The 15,916-nt window shown below is 74.1% G+C and carries 16 protein-coding genes; 10 read left to right on the forward strand and 6 right to left on the reverse strand.

Translation table 11 applies throughout. The annotated features are described in order from the left end of the window. The first annotated feature begins 170 nt into the window (after positions 1–170). The 4 genes from ABTY56_RS32975 to ABTY56_RS32990 all read left to right on the forward strand — a co-directional run bounded on the left by ABTY56_RS32975 (position 171) and on the right by ABTY56_RS32990 (position 2,508). Positions 171–662, forward strand: coding sequence for an HPP family protein (locus ABTY56_RS32975; RefSeq protein WP_350633052.1), 492 nt, complete (start codon positions 171–173; stop codon positions 660–662). Between the two features lie 244 nt (positions 663–906). Then, on the forward strand, positions 907–1,170 hold the full coding sequence (locus ABTY56_RS32980; protein WP_350633053.1) for an ankyrin repeat domain-containing protein: 264 nt from the start codon (positions 907–909) through the stop codon (positions 1,168–1,170). 34 nt (positions 1,171–1,204) lie between these two features. Further along, a complete protein-coding gene (locus ABTY56_RS32985; RefSeq protein WP_350633054.1) occupies positions 1,205–2,065 on the forward strand; it encodes a hypothetical protein in 861 nt (286 codons plus the stop codon). Positions 2,066–2,142: 77 nt separating this feature from the next. After that, entirely contained in the window at positions 2,143–2,508 is a 366-nt protein-coding gene (locus ABTY56_RS32990; protein ID WP_350633055.1) for an ABC transporter permease, read from the forward strand. Between the two features lie 286 nt (positions 2,509–2,794). Here ABTY56_RS32990 and ABTY56_RS32995 read toward each other — a convergent pair whose 3' ends face one another. Further along, positions 2,795–3,361, reverse strand: a complete 567-nt coding sequence (locus ABTY56_RS32995; protein WP_350633056.1) for an SRPBCC family protein — start codon at positions 3,359–3,361, stop codon at positions 2,795–2,797. Positions 3,362–3,595: 234 nt separating this feature from the next. Here ABTY56_RS32995 and ABTY56_RS33000 point away from each other — a divergent pair, with 234 nt between their 5' ends. After that, positions 3,596–4,519, forward strand: a complete 924-nt coding sequence (locus ABTY56_RS33000; protein WP_350633057.1) for a LysR family transcriptional regulator — start codon at positions 3,596–3,598, stop codon at positions 4,517–4,519. 165 nt (positions 4,520–4,684) lie between these two features. On the opposite strand, the gene ABTY56_RS33005 is transcribed toward ABTY56_RS33000, so the two are convergent. Next, positions 4,685–5,461 carry an enoyl-CoA hydratase-related protein gene (locus ABTY56_RS33005; protein WP_350633058.1) on the reverse strand — a complete coding sequence of 259 codons (777 nt, stop codon included), beginning with the start codon at positions 5,459–5,461 and terminating at the stop codon, positions 4,685–4,687. Between the two features lie 140 nt (positions 5,462–5,601). Between ABTY56_RS33005 and ABTY56_RS33010 the strand changes: the two genes are divergently transcribed. Further along, positions 5,602–6,936, forward strand: a complete 1,335-nt coding sequence (locus ABTY56_RS33010) for an aminotransferase-like domain-containing protein (RefSeq protein WP_350633059.1) — start codon at positions 5,602–5,604, stop codon at positions 6,934–6,936. A 28-nt stretch (positions 6,937–6,964) separates the two neighbouring features. On the opposite strand, the gene ABTY56_RS33015 is transcribed toward ABTY56_RS33010, so the two are convergent. Beyond that, positions 6,965–7,999: a helix-turn-helix transcriptional regulator gene (locus ABTY56_RS33015; protein WP_350633060.1), complete on the reverse strand. Its 1,035-nt coding sequence runs from the start codon at positions 7,997–7,999 to the stop codon at positions 6,965–6,967. Positions 8,000–8,099: 100 nt separating this feature from the next. Here ABTY56_RS33015 and ABTY56_RS33020 point away from each other — a divergent pair, with 100 nt between their 5' ends. Then, positions 8,100–8,702 (forward strand): DinB family protein, encoded by a 603-nt coding sequence (locus ABTY56_RS33020; protein ID WP_350633061.1) that lies wholly within the window; start codon positions 8,100–8,102, stop codon positions 8,700–8,702. A 64-nt stretch (positions 8,703–8,766) separates the two neighbouring features. Here ABTY56_RS33020 and ABTY56_RS33025 read toward each other — a convergent pair whose 3' ends face one another. After that, a complete protein-coding gene (locus ABTY56_RS33025) occupies positions 8,767–8,982 on the reverse strand; it encodes a heavy-metal-associated domain-containing protein (protein ID WP_502893237.1) in 216 nt (71 codons plus the stop codon). A 433-nt stretch (positions 8,983–9,415) separates the two neighbouring features. Between ABTY56_RS33025 and ABTY56_RS33030 the strand changes: the two genes are divergently transcribed. Together ABTY56_RS33030 and ABTY56_RS33035 are read left to right on the forward strand one after the other, a co-directional pair. Further along, positions 9,416–10,165 carry a DUF3152 domain-containing protein gene (locus ABTY56_RS33030; RefSeq protein ID WP_350633063.1) on the forward strand — a complete coding sequence of 250 codons (750 nt, stop codon included), beginning with the start codon at positions 9,416–9,418 and terminating at the stop codon, positions 10,163–10,165. A 158-nt stretch (positions 10,166–10,323) separates the two neighbouring features. Next, positions 10,324–11,292, forward strand: a complete 969-nt coding sequence (locus ABTY56_RS33035; RefSeq protein ID WP_502893238.1) for a glutaminase — start codon at positions 10,324–10,326, stop codon at positions 11,290–11,292. A 184-nt stretch (positions 11,293–11,476) separates the two neighbouring features. On the opposite strand, the gene glmS is transcribed toward ABTY56_RS33035, so the two are convergent. Together glmS and ABTY56_RS33045 are read right to left on the reverse strand one after the other, a co-directional pair. Continuing rightward, positions 11,477–13,303 (reverse strand): glutamine--fructose-6-phosphate transaminase (isomerizing), encoded by a 1,827-nt coding sequence (gene glmS / locus ABTY56_RS33040; RefSeq protein ID WP_350633064.1) that lies wholly within the window; start codon positions 13,301–13,303, stop codon positions 11,477–11,479. A gap of 65 nt (positions 13,304–13,368) precedes the next feature. Beyond that, entirely contained in the window at positions 13,369–13,644 is a 276-nt protein-coding gene (locus tag ABTY56_RS33045; protein WP_350633065.1) for a hypothetical protein, read from the reverse strand. Positions 13,645–13,902: 258 nt separating this feature from the next. Between ABTY56_RS33045 and asnB the strand changes: the two genes are divergently transcribed. Continuing rightward, positions 13,903–15,759 (forward strand): asparagine synthase (glutamine-hydrolyzing), encoded by a 1,857-nt coding sequence (asnB, locus tag ABTY56_RS33050; protein ID WP_350633066.1) that lies wholly within the window; start codon positions 13,903–13,905, stop codon positions 15,757–15,759. Positions 15,760–15,916: the final 157 nt, after the last annotated feature.

Here is a 15,916-nt window from a genome sequence, read left to right on the forward strand (position 1 = left end):
ACCGCAGCACCCTGACCGACGGCCCGAACACCATCTACCCGGGCCAGCACCTGACCTTCGGTGACCACGGCCAGACCCAGGAGTCCGCCTCGTCGCAAAACATCCCACCTTTCCCGCAACAGTCTGTTTATCATCTCCGGGTCCTTGTCCCCCATCCGGAGCACTCACGCATGCCCACACCCCCGCCCGCCGCCACGCCCGGACCGCACCCGCTGCACGTCCTGCGGGCCACCGTCTTCGTCATCGGCGCCCTGCTCCTGCTCGTCGCGGTCGGCGTGCTGCTCCGCCAACCCCTGCTGATCCCCCCGTTGGCGGCCAGCGCGGCGCTGGTGCACGGCGCACCCGGCCTGCCGATCTCGCAGCCCCGCAACCTGGTCGGCGGTCAGCTGATGTCGGCCCTGATCGGCTACGCCACCCTCGCCGTCACCGGCAGCACCGCCTGGGGTGCGGCCGTCGCCGCCGGACTCTCGCTGGGCGCGATGATGCTCACCCACCTCTCGCACTCCCCGGCGGCGGCCACCGCCGTCATCGTGGTCCTGCAGGCGCCGCATCCGGTGCCGTTCCTCCCCCTGCTCGTGCTGGCCACCGGACTCCTGGTCGTCATCGGCCTGCTGCCCGGCCGGATCGGCGGTCACCCGGTCCGCTACCCGCTGTCCTGGTGACCGCGCACGGGCCGTCGTGACCACGCGCCCGTGCGACCACACGCCTCGCCTACCCGACCGCACGTCCGCCTGGCCGCCCACCCGGCGTCCCGTTGACCGCCGACGGCCGGGTCGTCCGATCGGATGACCCGGCCGTCATCCGTTCCGCCCGACACGACCGGCCGCCCCACCGACGCCACCGCGCACCGCGACGTCAGGCTGGGAACACCACGCCGACCGACCACCCCGTGGAGGAGCCCCCGTCATGACCGACCGCCCGCTCTCCCCCGCCGACCGGTCACTGCTGGAGGCCGCCGAACGCGGCGACCTCGACGCCACCCGCGCGGCGCCGGCCGCGGGCGCGGCCGTCGACGCCCGGGACACCGAGGGCCGCACCCCACTGCTGCGGGCCGCCTTCGCCGACCGCGTCGCCGTCGCCCGGCTGCTGGTCGGAGCCGGCGCCGACGTCAACGCGCAGGACCCTGCGCTGAACCCACGCCGAGCGCCACGGCTTCCACGCCATCGGTGAGGCACTCCGCGAGGCCGCGGTCGACCGCCGCCCGATGACTCGCTGCCGCTGGATCGCCGGCGCCGTCGTCACGGCGCTCGGGCTCGGCCTGGTGGTGGTCGCGGCCGACAGCGCGTCCGACAGCATGATCAACAACGCTCTCGACGCGGCCATGGCGCTGATCGTCGGCCTCACCCTGTTCCTGCCCGCGATCGTCCCGCCGATCGTCCGCGCCGTCTGGTGGCGACTGTCCGGACTCCGCGGCGCCACCGGCCTGGTGGCCCGGGAGAGCACGCTGACCGCCGTCCGGCGCACCGCCTCGACCGCCGCGCCGGTGCTGGTCACGGTCGGCTTCGCGGTGCTGATCGCGGGCCTGTTCCAGCTACGGGCCACCGGCTACGCGCTGGAGGAGACCGTCCGTCAGCAGGCCACCGCCGTGGTCGCCCCGCACGGCTCCCCCGGGCTCTCGGACGCCGCCGTCGCCGCCGTGCCGGGCGGCGCCTCGCTGCTGCCCACCCGGCTCTACGCCGGCGGCACCGACCACGTCGGCGCGGTCGGGATGAGCGACGCGGCTCTCCGGAAGGCGCGTACCGGGATGACCGTCACGTCCGGCTCGCTGGACGGCCTGACGGGCGCGAACGGCGCGAACACCGCGGTGGTCAAGGCCTCCACCGCGCGATGGCTGGGCTGGGCCACCGGCCACAGCGTCCCGGTCACCTTCGAGGACGGGCGGACCGCGGACCTCACGGTCGTCGCCGAGATCACCGACGACTCCGCCACCGCGAGCGTCCTGCTGACCGCCGACACCGTCCGGGCGCACGATCCCTCGGCGCTCACCTCGGTCGTCTACGCCGCCGACGCCGCCCCTTCCCCCGCCCTGGACGCCGCCCTCGCCCGCTCGGCGCGCAGGCGCTGAGCACCGCCGAGTACGCCGCCCGTACCGACCCCGAGGACGACGCGCTGGTCCGGATCTTCCTGGTCATCCTGATCGGCATGTCACTGGGCTACACCTGCCTGGCCATCGCCAACACCCTGCTGATGGCGACCGCCGAGCGGGCCGCGGACTTCGCGGTGCTGCGGCTGTCCGGCGCGACCCGCCGCCAGGTCCTCTGGGTCGTCGCCGCCGAGTCGGCCCTGGCGGTCGGCATCGGCACCGCGCTCGGCCTGGCCGTCGCCCCGGTCACCCTGCTCGGCCTGCGCTCCGGCCTCTCCGCGCAGCTCGGCACCCGGGTCGGCCTCGACCTGCCGTGGTCCGCCGTGGCGCTGACCGTCGGCGTCTGCCTGGCCATCGCCCTGACGGCCGGCCTGCTCCCGGCCCGGCTGGCGCTGCGCCGCACCGGCGCCCGGGTGAGCGGGTGAGCGGCTGAGCGGCTGACGGCCACTGCCGCCCGAGGTCGGACCGACCGTCCCCGGTCGGACCCGCCGCCCCGGTCGTCGTCGCCGAACCCGGTCGCGCCTGAACCCGGTCGGGCCCGCTGCTCCTGGTCGACCCCGTTCGCACCCGGTCGTTTCGTGCCGCCCGGCAGGGCGACCGGCGGACCTCGGCGCCCGCCCACGCCACCCGTGCCGCCTCACCGCCCCTTCCGCGAACCCCGGGACCGGCTCACCCGGCCGGGGAGCCGGGGGGAGTGATCACCGGACGGGCCTACTCCCCCTGCTCGGCGAGGGACTTGACGCCTTCGAGGGTGGCCGTCATGGCCCTGTGCAGCTCGCCCAGCCGGAGGTCGATGACCTTCTCCTCGATCTCGGGCTTGGCATCGATGATGGGGCTCATGGCGCTGCGGCCCGGGCCGATCACCACCGACTGGCGCAGCCGGGTGCCGCCGTCCTCGGGGGTCAGGTCGAAGCGCCAGCGGGCCAGCGCACCGGCCGTCTCGGACACCGGCTCGCCGTAGCGGCCGTCGGCGTCCATCACGGCCCAGGCGAAGGCGCGCGGGCGGGTGGGGTCGGCGGATCCGGCCGGTTCCGTCACGACCGTCACCTCCGTCACCTCGGAGACCGTCCGCCAGTCGGGCAGGCCCTCACGGCGGTTGTGGCCCTCGAAGCGGGCGCCCAGCGCCGGGCCGTCCGCGCCGTCCAGCCAGGCGACGCGCTGGAGCTCGGGGCTGAGCCGGGTGGGCAGTTCGATGTCCGTCACCAGCTCCCACACCCGTTCCACCGGTGCCTGGACGAAGATCTCGCAGACCGTACCCGGACCGTCGGCGTAGCGCATTCCGTTCCCCCTCCTGCTCATCCACGTCGTGCACGTCGTGGGTGTGGCGAATCGTACGTGTAGCGAATCGATGCGGGTCGACACCCGCCCGCGCCCCCGCTTGTGCGTCCGGAACGCCGCGAAGGCAGCGGGCGGGTTGCCGCCCTGGGCCCGGAAACGATGATCGAGCCCGCCGAACACCCAAGTCAATCCACCGGTTTGCTGGGACATCTCCAAGCGATACCTTGGATCCCCGTGACCATCGACGATCTCCGCGTCTTCGCCGCGGTCTGCCGGGCCGGCTCGCTCAGCGCCGTCGCCCGCGACCTCCACTGCACCCAGTCCGCGGTCAGCCAGCACGTGAAGCGGCTCGAACGCGAGCTCGGCCTCGCCCTGATCGAGCGGCACTCGCGCGGGGTGGTGCCCACCAAGGCGGGCCGCCTGCTCCAGGCCGCCGTCGCCACCGGCCTCGGCAGCATCGACCACGCGCTGCACCGGGTCGCCGAACTCGCGCGCGGCGAGGGCGGATCCGTTCGGATCACCACCGGCGCCACCAGCATCCGGCACTTCATGTCCGCGGCCGTGGTGGCCTTCCGTCGGCGTTTCCCCCAGGTCAGCCTGGAGTTCCAGACGGAGGTCTCCAGCCGCAGCTGCCTGGAGGCACTCACCGCCGGGCGGGTCGACCTGGCCTGGATCACCCTCGGCACCCCGGTCCGCGGCATCGACCAGCGGCCGGTCGTCGACCTGCCGTGGGTCCTGGCCGTCGCCTCGGGCGACCCGCTCGCCACCAGGGCCCGCATCGAACCCGCCGACCTCCAGGACGCCCGGCTCATCGGGCTGCCGCAGAACTCCGTCGCCCGCTCCCAACTCGACGCCTGGCTCGGGAAGTCGGGCATCCGACCGGTCTTCGACACCAGCGTCGCGGACTGGGACACCGCGATCCTGCTCGCCGAACTCGGCCTCGGCCACGCCGTCGTCCCCGCCCTCCCCCAGTGGCAGGGCCCGAGCCACCCCGGCCTGCGGCTGCTCCCGCTCCCCGACCTGCCCGCCCTCACCGCCGGCTGGGCCGTCCGCGACTGGGCCAACCTCTGCCCCCTCGCCCGTGCCTTCGCCGACACCGTCGCCGCCCACTGCGGCGCCGATCCCGCCCTCCCGGCGGGGCACCCGGGCGCCGTCTGACCGCCCGCGACCGCCCGCGACCGCGCCCGGACGACTACCGACCGTTGCCCGAGATCACCCGGCATCGCCCGATTCCCCCTCCACAGCCTCACCGTTGGGCCCTTCCACCCCACCGCACCGGCCCGGGCGGGCGCCCCCGGGAACGCGGGACCTGTGGGGCCGCCGTCAGCGGGAGCCGGACGTACGGTCCAGGAAGCGCCGCAGCCCGTCCCGGACGCCCTCGGTCGGCACCGTCGACGCGAAGGCCGCCGCCTCCACCGCGAGCCCCTCGTCGATCGGGAGGTTGATGCCGCGGGTCACCGCCCGGAGGCAGGCGGCCACCGCCGTCGGCGCGTGCCGGATGATGCGGTCGGCCAAGTCCCGGGCCGCGTCCATGAGTTCACTCGCCGGGACGACCGAGTTGACCAGGCCGAACTCGGCGGCCCGGGCGGCCGGGATCGGCTCCCCGGTGAGGATCATCTCCAGGCCGCGCTTGCGTCCGACGTGGCGCGGGAGCCGCTGCGAACCGCCGAAGGGCGGCGGGAAGCCGAGCGAGATCTCCGGCTTGCCGAAGGTCGCGTGCTCGGCCGCGAGGGCCAGCGGAGCCGCCTCGGTGACCTCGCAACCACCGCCGTACGCAAGGCCGTTGACGGCCACGATGATCGGCTTGGGGAACTCCTCGATCCGTCGGGTGAGGGTGTGGCCGCGGCGGACGAACTCGCGCAGGGCCCGCTCGGGCCCGCCGGCGATGTCGGCCGCCAGGGACGGGATATCGGCACCCGCGCTGAACGCCCGCTGCCCGGCACCGGTGAGGATCACGGCGCGGACGGTGTCGTCGGCGTCGATGCGGTCGAACTCGGCGAGCAGCCCGTCGATCGTCGGGTGGTCGAGGGCGTTGAGCTTCTTCTCGCGGTCGATGGTGAGGGTGACGACGTGCTGGTCCCGCTCGCTGCGGATGGTCATGGGCGCGCGCTCCGTTCCCGGCCTGGCTTCCCGGCCCCACTGCCGGACGGATCGAGGCTAGGAACACCGCCCCATGACAATCCAGTTATTGTCCTGGATACACCTCCACACGTATGACACCCAGGAACGGCAGGTGGCCGGTGCGACCGCGCTCCTACAAGGCCATCGTCGACGAGTACGCGACGGCCATCCGCTCCGGCGCGCTCACGGCGGGCACCCGGCTGCCGACCCACCGCGCCCTCGCCCGCGAACGGCGGGTCGCCCTCGCCACCGCCACCCGGGTCTACGCCGAACTGGCCGCCGCCGGGCTGGTGGTGGGCGAACAGGGCCGGGGCACCTTCGTCCGGGTCCGCGCCGGCTACGACGGCCTCGAACCCTCCCGCGCGCTCCCGGTGCCGCGGGTGGCGGACCTCTCCTTCAACCAGCCGCTCGCCCCCGGCCAGGGCGACCTGCTGCGGCAGGCCCTGCGCGCGCTCGCCTCCTCGGGCGACGCCGAGGCCCTGCTGCGCCAGCACCCCCCGGGCGGCCACCGGCACGACCGGGCGGCCGTCGCCAGGTACCTGCTGGACCGCGGCGTCGACACGGCACCGGAGAACGTGCTGCTCACCAGCGGGGCGCAGCAGGCGCTGGACTGCGTCCTGCGCACCCTCACCCGCCCCGGGGACGTCCTGGCCGTGGACGCGCTCAGCTACCCCGGCATCAAGCTGATCGCCTCCGCGCACGGGCTCGACCTGGCGCCCGTCCCGGTCACCCCCGCCGGACCGGACCTCGACGCCCTCGACCGGCTCTGCCGCGCCCGACCGGTACGCGCGGTGTACACCATGCCGACCGTCCACAATCCGCTCGGCTGGGTGCTCGACCGGGCGCGGCGCGAACGCCTGGTCGGTCTCGCCACCGAGCACGGCTGCACGCTGGTCGAGGACGGCACGTACGCCTTCCTGGAGGCCGCGCCGCCCCCGCCCCTGCACGCCCTCGCGCCCGAGCGCACCTGCTACGTGGCCGGGCTGTCGAAGAACGTGGCGCCGGGCCTGCGGTTCGGCTTCGCCGTCCTGCCCGATCACCTGCTGCGGCCCGCGACCACCCAGCTGCGCACGGCTGCCTGGGGCGCGCCCGGCCTGGTGACCGCCGTCGCCACGGGCTGGCTCGCGGACGGAACGGTGGCCCGCCTGGAACGGGAGCGCCGTGCGGACGCGGCCGCGCGCCAGGCCATCGCCCGCGCCGCCCTCGACGGCCTCACCACGACCGCCCACCCCGGCTCCTACATCCTCTGGCTCGCCCTCGAACCCCACCAGCGCCCGGACCGTGCGGCCGCCGCCCTCGCCGCCGAGGGCATTCTGACCTCCACCGCCGATGCGTTCGCGACCACCGCCCACCGCCCCAACGCCCTCCGCCTCGCCCTCGCCACACCCCCGCTCACCGACCTCCCCGCCGTCCTCACCCGCCTCCGCACCACCCTGGACGCCATCGCCCCCTGACGCACCGGAAGTCGGCCCGTCCGACTTCCTACTCCGGCCGTCCCGCTACCTCCCCCGCCTCCTCCGCCCCGGGCGCCTCCCCCGCCTCCCCGGGCGCCTCCCCCGCGGCGGCCGCGCGGCCGAAGCGGGTGCTCCAGTCCACCAGCAGCGTTCGCAGGCCGGGAGGGCCGATCACCTCGAAGTCGGCTCCGAGCGAGCCCAGGGCCATGGCGGGCCAGTCCAGGGAGTCGGCGGTCATCAGCAGCCGACAGCGGCCGGCGGCGACGGGCTCGACGGTGCCCCAGCGGCCGACCCGCGCCCGGACGTGGTCGGCGGGCGCGTCGACCAGCACCTCCACCCGGTGCGGCCGGGGCACGCCGTTGAGGCCCGCCCGGACGAACTCCGCCGCGTCGGCGGCCGGGAGGGTGCGCGGGGCGAAGCGGGCGCCGCTGCCCTGTGGGGCGGTGAGCCGGTCGAGGCGGAAGCTGCGCCAGTCGGCGCGGTCGAGGTCGTACGCGACCAGGTACCAGCGGCGGTTGAGGCAGACCAGCCGGTGCGGTTCGACGTGCCGCGCCGAACGGCGCCCGTCGGCGGCGGTGTACGCGAACCGCATCCGTTCGTCGTCCCGGCACGAGAGCGCCACCACCGTGAGGACGTCCGGGTCGACGCCCACGCCCGCCCGGGTTCCCCAGTCGACCGGGACGGTCATCGCGCGCAGCGCCTCCACCCGGCGGCGCAGCCGGGCCGGCATCACCTGGACCACCTTCGCCAGCACGCGCACCGAGGCCTCGGCGACGCCCTCCACCGGGCTCTCCGCCGCCGCCTGCAGGCCCACCGCCAGCGCCACCGCCTCCTCGTCGTCGATGACCAGCGGCGGCAGTGCCGCGCCCGCCGCCAGCTGGTAGCCGCCGTCGACGCCGCGCTGCGCCTCGACGGGGTAGCCGAGTTCACGCAGGCGGTCGATGTCGCGGCGCAGGGTGCGGACGGAGACGCCGAGCCGGTCGGCCAGTTGCTCGCCGGGCCAGTACCGGTGGGTCTGGAGCAGGGAGAGCAGTCGCAGCGTCCGGGTGCTGGTGTTCGCCATGGGTCCGATTCTCCCCGGGATTCAGGACAGGAAGTGGCCGCAATGGTCCGTAGCGTTGTTCTTGTCCGAGGGAGCAGGAACCGAACGGAAGGCCAGAACCATGACGACGACCACGCCCGAGACCGACACCGCGACCACCACCAACGCTGCGGACAGCGTCACCACCGCCACCGCCAGCGCCGTACCGGCGAACGTCACCGGCGAGCGCGCCGACTTCCTGGAGACGCTGGCGAAGCACCGCTACTTCCTGCGCTTCACCACCCGCGACCTCACCGACGAGCAGGCGGGCCTGCGGACCACCACGAGCGAGCTGTGCCTGGGCGGCCTGGTCAAGCACGTGACCTCGATGGAGCGGCTGTGGGTGGCCTTCATCCTGGAAGGCCCGTCCGCGATGCCCGACTTCACCGTCTGGACCGAGGAGGACATCGCCCGCCGGGCCGACGAGTACCGCATGCTGCCCGGGGAGACCCTGGCCGGCGTCCTGGCCGCCTACGAGGAGGTGGCGCGCCGTACGGACGAGCTGGTGGCCGCCCTCCCCGACCTGGACGTCGCGCACCCGCTGCCGAAGGCCCCCTGGTTCCAGGCGGACGCCTCGTGGTCGGCCCGCCGGGTGCTGCTGCACGTCATCGCCGAGACCGCCCAGCACGCGGGCCACGCCGACATCATCCGCGAGGCCCTGGACGGCGCGAAGACGATGGGCTGAGCCGGCCGTCGGCGGGGTCCGTCGGAGCGGACCGACGGACCCCGCGCCGTGCGCTGACCCGCCCTCAGGCGGGCCCGACCAGGGTGAACCCGGCCCCGTCGACCGCGCCGCGGACCACGTCCTCGTCCAGCGGCTGCGCGGAGGCCACGGTGACCCGCCCGCTCGGCGCGTCGGCGACGACGTCGGTGACGCCCGGCAGCGCGGAGAGCCCGGCGCTGACCGTCCTCTCGCAGTGGCCGCAGCTCATCCCTTCGACGGCGAAAACGGCGGTGGTGGACATGACGGTGCCTCCCATGACGGGCCCATGACGGACAGGTGGAACGGATCGCCCCGCACCACCCCACCCCAATCCGGCACCCGACCACAGGGACACGCCGCACGGATGACACCATCGAGCGGTTCCGGGAACCGACCGGGCCGCACATCCGACAGGGGCCCCTGAACCACTGCCCCGTCCCCACCCGTTCCTCCAAATACGACCCGAACAGGTACGAACCGAACAGGTACGAACCGACCGACCCGATCACGTACGACCCGATCACGTACGACCCGAAACCCGACCAGGCCGTGCCGTGCCGGTCCCCGCACTGGAGCCGTTCCACCATGTCCACACTGGCCCCGATACCCGCCCGACCGGAGGCCACCACGGCACTCCGGCCGTCCCACGCCGCCCCGCACGGCGGGTACGGCCACCTGCCCGCCGGGAGCAGCCGTTGAGCACGCCGGCCGGTCCGAGCCCGCAGCGCCCGAGCCCCCGACGCCTGAGCCTCCGTCGGCTGCGCCTCCGCAAGCCCTGGCACGGCGCGCTCGCCCTCGCACTGGCAGCCGCCGTGACGGCCGGTCTGCTGTGGTGGCAGCCGTGGAGCGACCGGAAGCGCGGCCCGGCCCCGCTCGCGTTCACCACCGCGCCCGGCGGCACCGCCCGCTTCGGCACCGGCGAGCACCTGTACCGGTACAAGGTGCGGGTGGAGAACGGGATCGCGGAGAGCCCGGAACAGTTCGCCGCCGAGGTGGACGCGGTCCTCGGTGACGTCCGGCAGGGCTGGGCCGCCGGCGGCACGGCCTCCTTCCAGCGGATGCCCGCCGACCCGGTGGACTTCACCGTCTACCTGGCCACCCCGAAGTCCACCGACCGGATCTGCGGCCAGTACGGGCTGGACACCGGCGGCTGGGTGAACTGCGGCGTCACCCACCAGGTGGTCATCAACCTCAAGCGCTGGACCGAGCTGTCCGAGTTCTACCAGGGCAAGCCCGAGCTCTACCACGCGCTCGCGGTCAACCACGAGGTCGGCCACATCCTCGGCGAGGGCCACGTCGACTGCCTCGGTCCGGGTGCCCCGGCGCCGGTGATGATGCAGCAGATCAAGGGGCTGCACGGCTGCGTCCCCAACGGCTGGCCCTACTCGGACACCGGTACCCTGCTCACCGGCCCGCCCGTCCAGGCCCCCACCAACGCCCCGTAGCCCGTCGCAGCGGCCCCGCCGCCACCCCGTGCCGAACCGTCCTCCCGAAACACGGATAATCCTGGTCGGACCGGACGCCGCCCCACCGCGCGCGCCCGGTCCGAGCAGCAGCCCGGGCCGTGTCCGTACACGGTGCCGACGGCTGATGAACGTGGCTGATGAACGTGGCAGAACGTGGAGGACGAGCGTTGAACGGTGTGCCCGGCGGGGAGAACCTGGACTGGCCGGTGCTGCTGGCGGCCGCGGAGACGGCCGCCCGGGCGACCCGCGGCCAGGGCAGGGTCGCCGACTACATTCCGGCCCTCGCCACCGCCGACCCGGAGGCCTTCGGCATGGCCGTCGCCACCGTCGACGGTGAGCTGCACGGTGTCGGGGACTGGGAGCAGCCGTTCTCCGTCCAGAGCGTGTCCAAGCTGTTCTCCCTGGCCCTCGCGGTCGCCTACGGCGGGGACACGCTCTGGCGGGGCGTCGGCCGCGAGCCGTCCGGCAACCCCTTCAACTCCCTGGTGCAGCTGGAGACCGAGCACGGTATCCCGCGCAACCCGTTCATCAACGCGGGCGCCCTCGTGGTGACCGACCGCCTGCAGACCATGACCGGCGACGCCTCCGGCGCGGTACGGGAGTTCCTGCGCCGCGAGTCCGGCAACCCCGGGCTCGACACCGACCCGGTGGTCGCCGCCTCCGAGGCCGAGCACGGCCACCGCAACGCCGCCCTGGCCCACTTCATCGCCAGCCACGGCAACCTGGAGAACCCGGTCGAGACCGTCCTGGAGCACTACTACGCCCACTGCGCCCTCACGACGAGCTGCCGCGACCTGGTCCTGGCCGGCTCCTTCCTGGCCCGCTACGGCGTGCGCGCCGACGGCACCCACCTGATGTCCCGCAGCGAGGCCAAGCGGATCAACGCCGTCCTGCTCACCTGCGGCACCTACGACGCGGCCGGCGAGTTCGCCTTCCGCGTCGGCCTCCCCGGCAAGAGCGGCGTCGGCGGCGGCATCCTCGCCATACTCCCCGGCCGCGCCGCCGTCTGCGCCTGGGGCCCGCGCCTCGACCAGGCCGGCAACTCCGTCGCCGCGGTCACCGCCCTGGACACCCTGACCACCCTCTCCGGCTGCTCGGTCTTCTGACCGGCTCACCCCCACCCCGCCGCCGGCTCACCGCCCACCCCGCCGCCCGCCACCTGCGCCCCGCAGCGACGGCGACGGCGACGGCGACGGCGACGGCCGCACACGAGCACCTCCGAAGCCGACCGGGCCCCGGTCGTCCGCACAGCGACCGGGGCCCGACGTCTTCACGCGACGACCGTGACGGCTACTCCACCGTCACGCTCTTCGCCAGGTTGCGCGGCTTGTCCACGTCGCGGCCGAGGGCGACGGCGGCGTGGTAGGCCAGCAGCTGCAGCGGGATGTTGAGCAGCAGCGGGTCCAGCTCGGGCTCGCTCTTGGGCACCAGGATGCAGTGGTCCGCGAGCTTCTCCTCCGGGCGGCGGTGCGCGACGGCGATGACGCGCCCCGACCGGGCCTTGATCTCGCCCAGCGTGGTGAGGTTCTTCTCCAGCAGCTCGTCGTCCGGGACGAGGGCCACGGTGGGCAGTTCGGGGCTGATCAGCGCCAGCGGGCCGTGCTTCAGCTCGCTCGCCGGGTAGGCCTCGGCGTGCACGTAGGAGATCTCCTTGAGCTTCTGCGCGCCCTCCCGGGCCACCGGGTAGCCGCGCACCCGGCCGATGAACATCATGCCCGCCGACTGGGCGTACTCGGCGGCGAGTTCGGCGATCGACTCGCTCTGCTCCAGCACCTCGCGGATCTGGTCCGGCAGCGCCTGCAGGGCCGAGACGATCCGGCGTCCGTCGGCGGGCGACAGGTCGTGGATGCGGCCGAAGTGCAGGGCCAGCAGCGCGAAGGCGACCACGGTGGAGGTGAACGCCTTGGTGGAGGCGACCGAGACCTCCGGCCCGGCGTGCAGGTAGATGCCGCCGTCGCACTCGCGGGCGATCGCGCTGCCCACGGTGTTGACGACGCCGAGCACCCGGCCGCCCTTGCGCTTGATCTCCTGGACGGCGGCCAGCGTGTCGTAGGTCTCGCCGGACTGGCTGACCGCGACGTACAGGGTGTCCGCCTCGATCACCGGGTTGCGGTAGCGGAACTCCGAGGCCGGCTCGCTGTGCGCGGGGATCCGGGACAGCTCCTCGATCAGCTGCGCGCCCATCTCGCCCGCGTAGTAGGCGGATCCGCAACCGAGGATCTTGACCCGGCGGATCTCGCGCAGCTCCCGGGCGTCCAGGTTGAGGCCGCCGAGGTGGGCGGTGGCGAAGCGCTCGTCGAGCCGGCCGCTCAGCGTGCGCTCGACCGAGCCGGGCTGCTCGTGGATCTCCTTGAGCAGGTAGTGCTCGTAGCCGGCGGTGTCGAAGGAGTCGATCTCCCAGTCCACCGTGGACGGCTGACGGTGGGTGGTGCGGGCGTCCGCGGTGAAGGTGCGGAAGCCGTCGGCCCGGACGGTGGCCAGCTCGCCGTCCTCCAGGTGGACGACCTGGCGGGTGTAGCGGACCAGCGCGGAGACGTCGGAGGCGGCGAACATCTCCTTCTCACCGATGCCCAGCACGATCGGGCTGCCGTTGCGGGCGACCACGATCCGGTCGGGCTGGTCGGCGTCGAGCACCGCGATGCCGTACGTGCCGACCACCCGGCCGAGCGCGGCGCGCACCGCGTCCTCCAGCTCGACGCCCTCGGTGAGGTGGGCGGCGATCAGGTGGGAGAGCACCTCGGTGTCGGTCTCGGAGCGGAACACGGCGCCGTCGGCGGTCAGCTTGGCGCGCAGTTCGTCGGCGTTCTCGATGATGCCGTTGTGGACGACGGCGATGCGCTCGGCATTGTCCAGGTGCGGGTGCGCGTTGGCGTCGCTGGGGACGCCGTGGGTGGCCCAGCGGGTGTGGCCGATGCCGGTGGAGCCCTTGAACCGGGCCGGGACGGCGGCGGCGAGGTCGGCGACCCGGCCCTTCACCTTGCGCAGCTTGATGCCGCCGGTGCGCCCGGTGACGGCGACGCCCGCCGAGTCGTAGCCGCGGTACTCCAGTCGGGCCAGGCCCTCCAGCAGGAAGGGGGTCGCGTCCTTGGGGCCGATGTAGGCCACGATTCCGCACATGCGTGGACTCCTCGTTGATAGTGACGGGGCGTGAGCGACGTCGCTCAGCCGTGGGCGGTCCGCGCTCAGCCGTAGACGATCCGCCGCAGCTGGCGGGCCGAGAGCTCCGGCGCCGCGACGCGGCGCTGCGGGAGTTCCTCGGCGAGCTGGGCGAAGATCCGCTCGTTGGTCAGACCGCGTGCCTGCAGCTCGGTGTGGCGTCGGCGCACGTACTCCTCGGTGCTCTCCGAGAAGTACGCCAGCACCTCCGCCACGACCCGCGCCGCCTCCCGGGGTCCCAGCTGGCTGGTCCGGGTCAGGTGGGCGAGGAGGTCTTCGTGAGGGTGGGGTGAGCTCGGCACGAGTGAGGAGCCTAGGTCGAACCGCCACCGAAGACAAAGATCTTGCCCGAAATCGGGCAGACATGACGGCTTTTGGCCCAGTCCAACCCCACACCCACCCTCACGCCACCCCTCACGCCACTCCACACCCACCTTCCGCGGCACCCCTGGCGACCACCCGCCCCCGTTCGTTCGTCTTCCGCCGAACCCTTGAAGCGCCACCGGCTCCACACGTAGCGTGATCCCCTGAACACGAAGCGGAAGACCGGAGGCTTGCTGATGTGCGGGATCACCGGATGGGTCGCCTTCGACCGCGACCTCACCGCCGAACCGAGGGCCCGGCACGTCCTCGACGCGATGACGGCCACCCAGCTCTGCCGCGGCCCGGACGCGGGCGGCGTCCTCCTCGAACCGCACACCGCGATCGGCCACCGCCGCCTCGCGGTGATCGACATCGAGGGCGGCACCCAGCCGATGACGGTCGAGCAGGACGGCCGGCTGCTGGCCGCGCTCACCTACAGCGGCGAGGTCTACAACCACCGCGAGCTGCGCGCGGAGCTGGAGGCGGCCGGCCACCGCTTCCGCACCCGCAGCGACACCGAGGTCGTGCTGCACGCCTACCTGGAGTGGGGCGCGGGGCTCGCCGAGCGGCTCAACGGCATGTTCGCCTTCGCCGTCTGGGACGCCCGGCGCGAGGAGCTGCTGCTGGTCCGCGACCGGATGGGCGTCAAACCGCTGCACTACCACCCCACCCCGGACGGCGTGGTCTTCGGCGCCGAGCCCAAGGCCCTGCTCGCCCACCCCGCCGTCCGCCCGGTGGTCGACCTGGACGGGCTGCGCGAACTGCTCGGCCACACCCGCACCCCCGGCCTGACGCCGTACCGCGACATCCACGAGGTCCGGCCCGGCCACCTCGTCCGGGTACGCCGGGAGGGCCTCTCGGTCCACCGCTACTGGGCACTGGAGGCACGCGAGCACCGCGACGGCCTGGCGAACACCGTCGCCACCGTCCGGGCCCTGCTGGACGACATCGTGCACCGCCAGCTCGACGCGGACGTCCCGCTCTGCTCGCTGCTCTCCGGCGGCCTGGACTCCAGCGCCATCACCGCCCTCGCCGCCCGGACGCTGCGCGCCGCCGGGGCCGGCCCGGTGCGCTCCTTCTCCGTCGGCTTCACCGGCCAGGGCGAGTTCCAGGCCAGCGAGGTCCGGCAGACCCCGGACGGCCCGTTCGCCCGGATGCTCGCCGACCACGTCGGCGCCGACCACAGCGTGATCGAGCTGGACGCCGCCGAGCTGACCGACTTCGCCCGGCGCTCCGCCGCGCTGCGCGCCCGCGACCTGCCGGGCGGCGTCGGCGACATGGACGTCTCGCTGCTGCTGCTCTTCCGCGGCGTGCGCCGCCACTCCACCGTCGCGCTGTCCGGCGAGTCCGCGGACGAGCTCTTCGGCGGGTACCGCTGGTTCCACGACCCGCGGACCGTCGCCACCGAGGACTTCCCCTGGGCCGCCGGCCTCACCCACATCGCCGGCCTGGGCTCCGGCCCGCGCGAACAGCTGCTCGACGCCGAGCTGCTGCGCAAGCTCGACCTGGACGGCTACCGCCGGGCCCGCTACCGCGAGGCGATCGCCGAGGTCCCGCACCTGGACGCGGCAGACCCGCTGGAACGGCGGATGCGCGAGATCTCGTACCTCAACCTGACCCGCTTCGTCCGGATCCTGCTCGACCGCAAGGACCGGATGAGCATGGCCAACGGCCTGGAGGTACGGGTGCCGTTCTGCGACCACCGACTGGTCCAGTACGTCTTCAACACGCCGTGGGCGATGAAGAGCTTCGACGGACGGGAGAAGAGCCTGCTGCGCGCCGCCGTCCGGGACCTCCTGCCCGCGGCGATCGCCGACCGGGCGAAGAGCCCGTACCCGGTGACCAACGACCCGCACTACCCGGCCCAACTGCGCGCCGAGCTCACCCGGCTGGCCGTCGAGCGGAAGTCCCCCGCGCTCGACCTGCTCGACCGGCGGCGCCTCGCCGACGCGCTCGCCCCGGAGACCGACCCGCAGTCCGTCCGGCTGGGCGTCGACCTCGCGCTCGACCTGGACGCCTGGCTGAGGGAGTACCAGGTCACCCTGGAGCTCTGACACACCGGCGCCCACCCGGCCCGTCACCCGGACAGCCCCTCGAGCGCCCGGCCCGGCGGCCGGGCGACGCACCGTCACCCGGACGACGCCGCGGCCCGGTCGCTCCGGCCGCTGCGCCATCCGGGTGATCTTCGGGAACCATCCCGGCGCGCCCGGG

Source organism: Kitasatospora sp. NPDC097691 (assembly GCF_040302665.1).
Classification (GTDB): domain Bacteria; phylum Actinomycetota; class Actinomycetes; order Streptomycetales; family Streptomycetaceae; genus Kitasatospora.

What these genes read in the sequence shown, in the direction of transcription:
- ABTY56_RS32975 (WP_350633052.1), top strand. Translation starts at nt 171, where the DNA reads ATGCCCACACCCCCGCCCGCCGCCACGCCCGGACCGCACCCGCTGCAC.
- ABTY56_RS32980 (WP_350633053.1), top strand. Translation starts at nt 907, where the DNA reads ATGACCGACCGCCCGCTCTCCCCCGCCGACCGGTCACTGCTGGAGGCC.
- ABTY56_RS32985 (WP_350633054.1), top strand. Translation starts at nt 1,205, where the DNA reads ATGACTCGCTGCCGCTGGATCGCCGGCGCCGTCGTCACGGCGCTCGGG.
- ABTY56_RS32990 (WP_350633055.1), top strand. Translation starts at nt 2,143, where the DNA reads ATGTCACTGGGCTACACCTGCCTGGCCATCGCCAACACCCTGCTGATG.
- ABTY56_RS32995 (WP_350633056.1), bottom strand. Translation starts at nt 3,361, where the DNA reads ATGCGCTACGCCGACGGTCCGGGTACGGTCTGCGAGATCTTCGTCCAG.
- ABTY56_RS33005 (WP_350633058.1), bottom strand. Translation starts at nt 5,461, where the DNA reads ATGACCATCCGCAGCGAGCGGGACCAGCACGTCGTCACCCTCACCATC.
- ABTY56_RS33015 (WP_350633060.1), bottom strand. Translation starts at nt 7,999, where the DNA reads ATGGCGAACACCAGCACCCGGACGCTGCGACTGCTCTCCCTGCTCCAG.
- ABTY56_RS33020 (WP_350633061.1), top strand. Translation starts at nt 8,100, where the DNA reads ATGACGACGACCACGCCCGAGACCGACACCGCGACCACCACCAACGCT.
- ABTY56_RS33025 (WP_502893237.1), bottom strand. Translation starts at nt 8,982, where the DNA reads ATGTCCACCACCGCCGTTTTCGCCGTCGAAGGGATGAGCTGCGGCCAC.
- ABTY56_RS33035 (WP_502893238.1), top strand. Translation starts at nt 10,324, where the DNA reads ATGAACGTGGCAGAACGTGGAGGACGAGCGTTGAACGGTGTGCCCGGC.
- glmS (WP_350633064.1), bottom strand. Translation starts at nt 13,303, where the DNA reads ATGTGCGGAATCGTGGCCTACATCGGCCCCAAGGACGCGACCCCCTTC.
- asnB (WP_350633066.1), top strand. Translation starts at nt 13,903, where the DNA reads ATGTGCGGGATCACCGGATGGGTCGCCTTCGACCGCGACCTCACCGCC.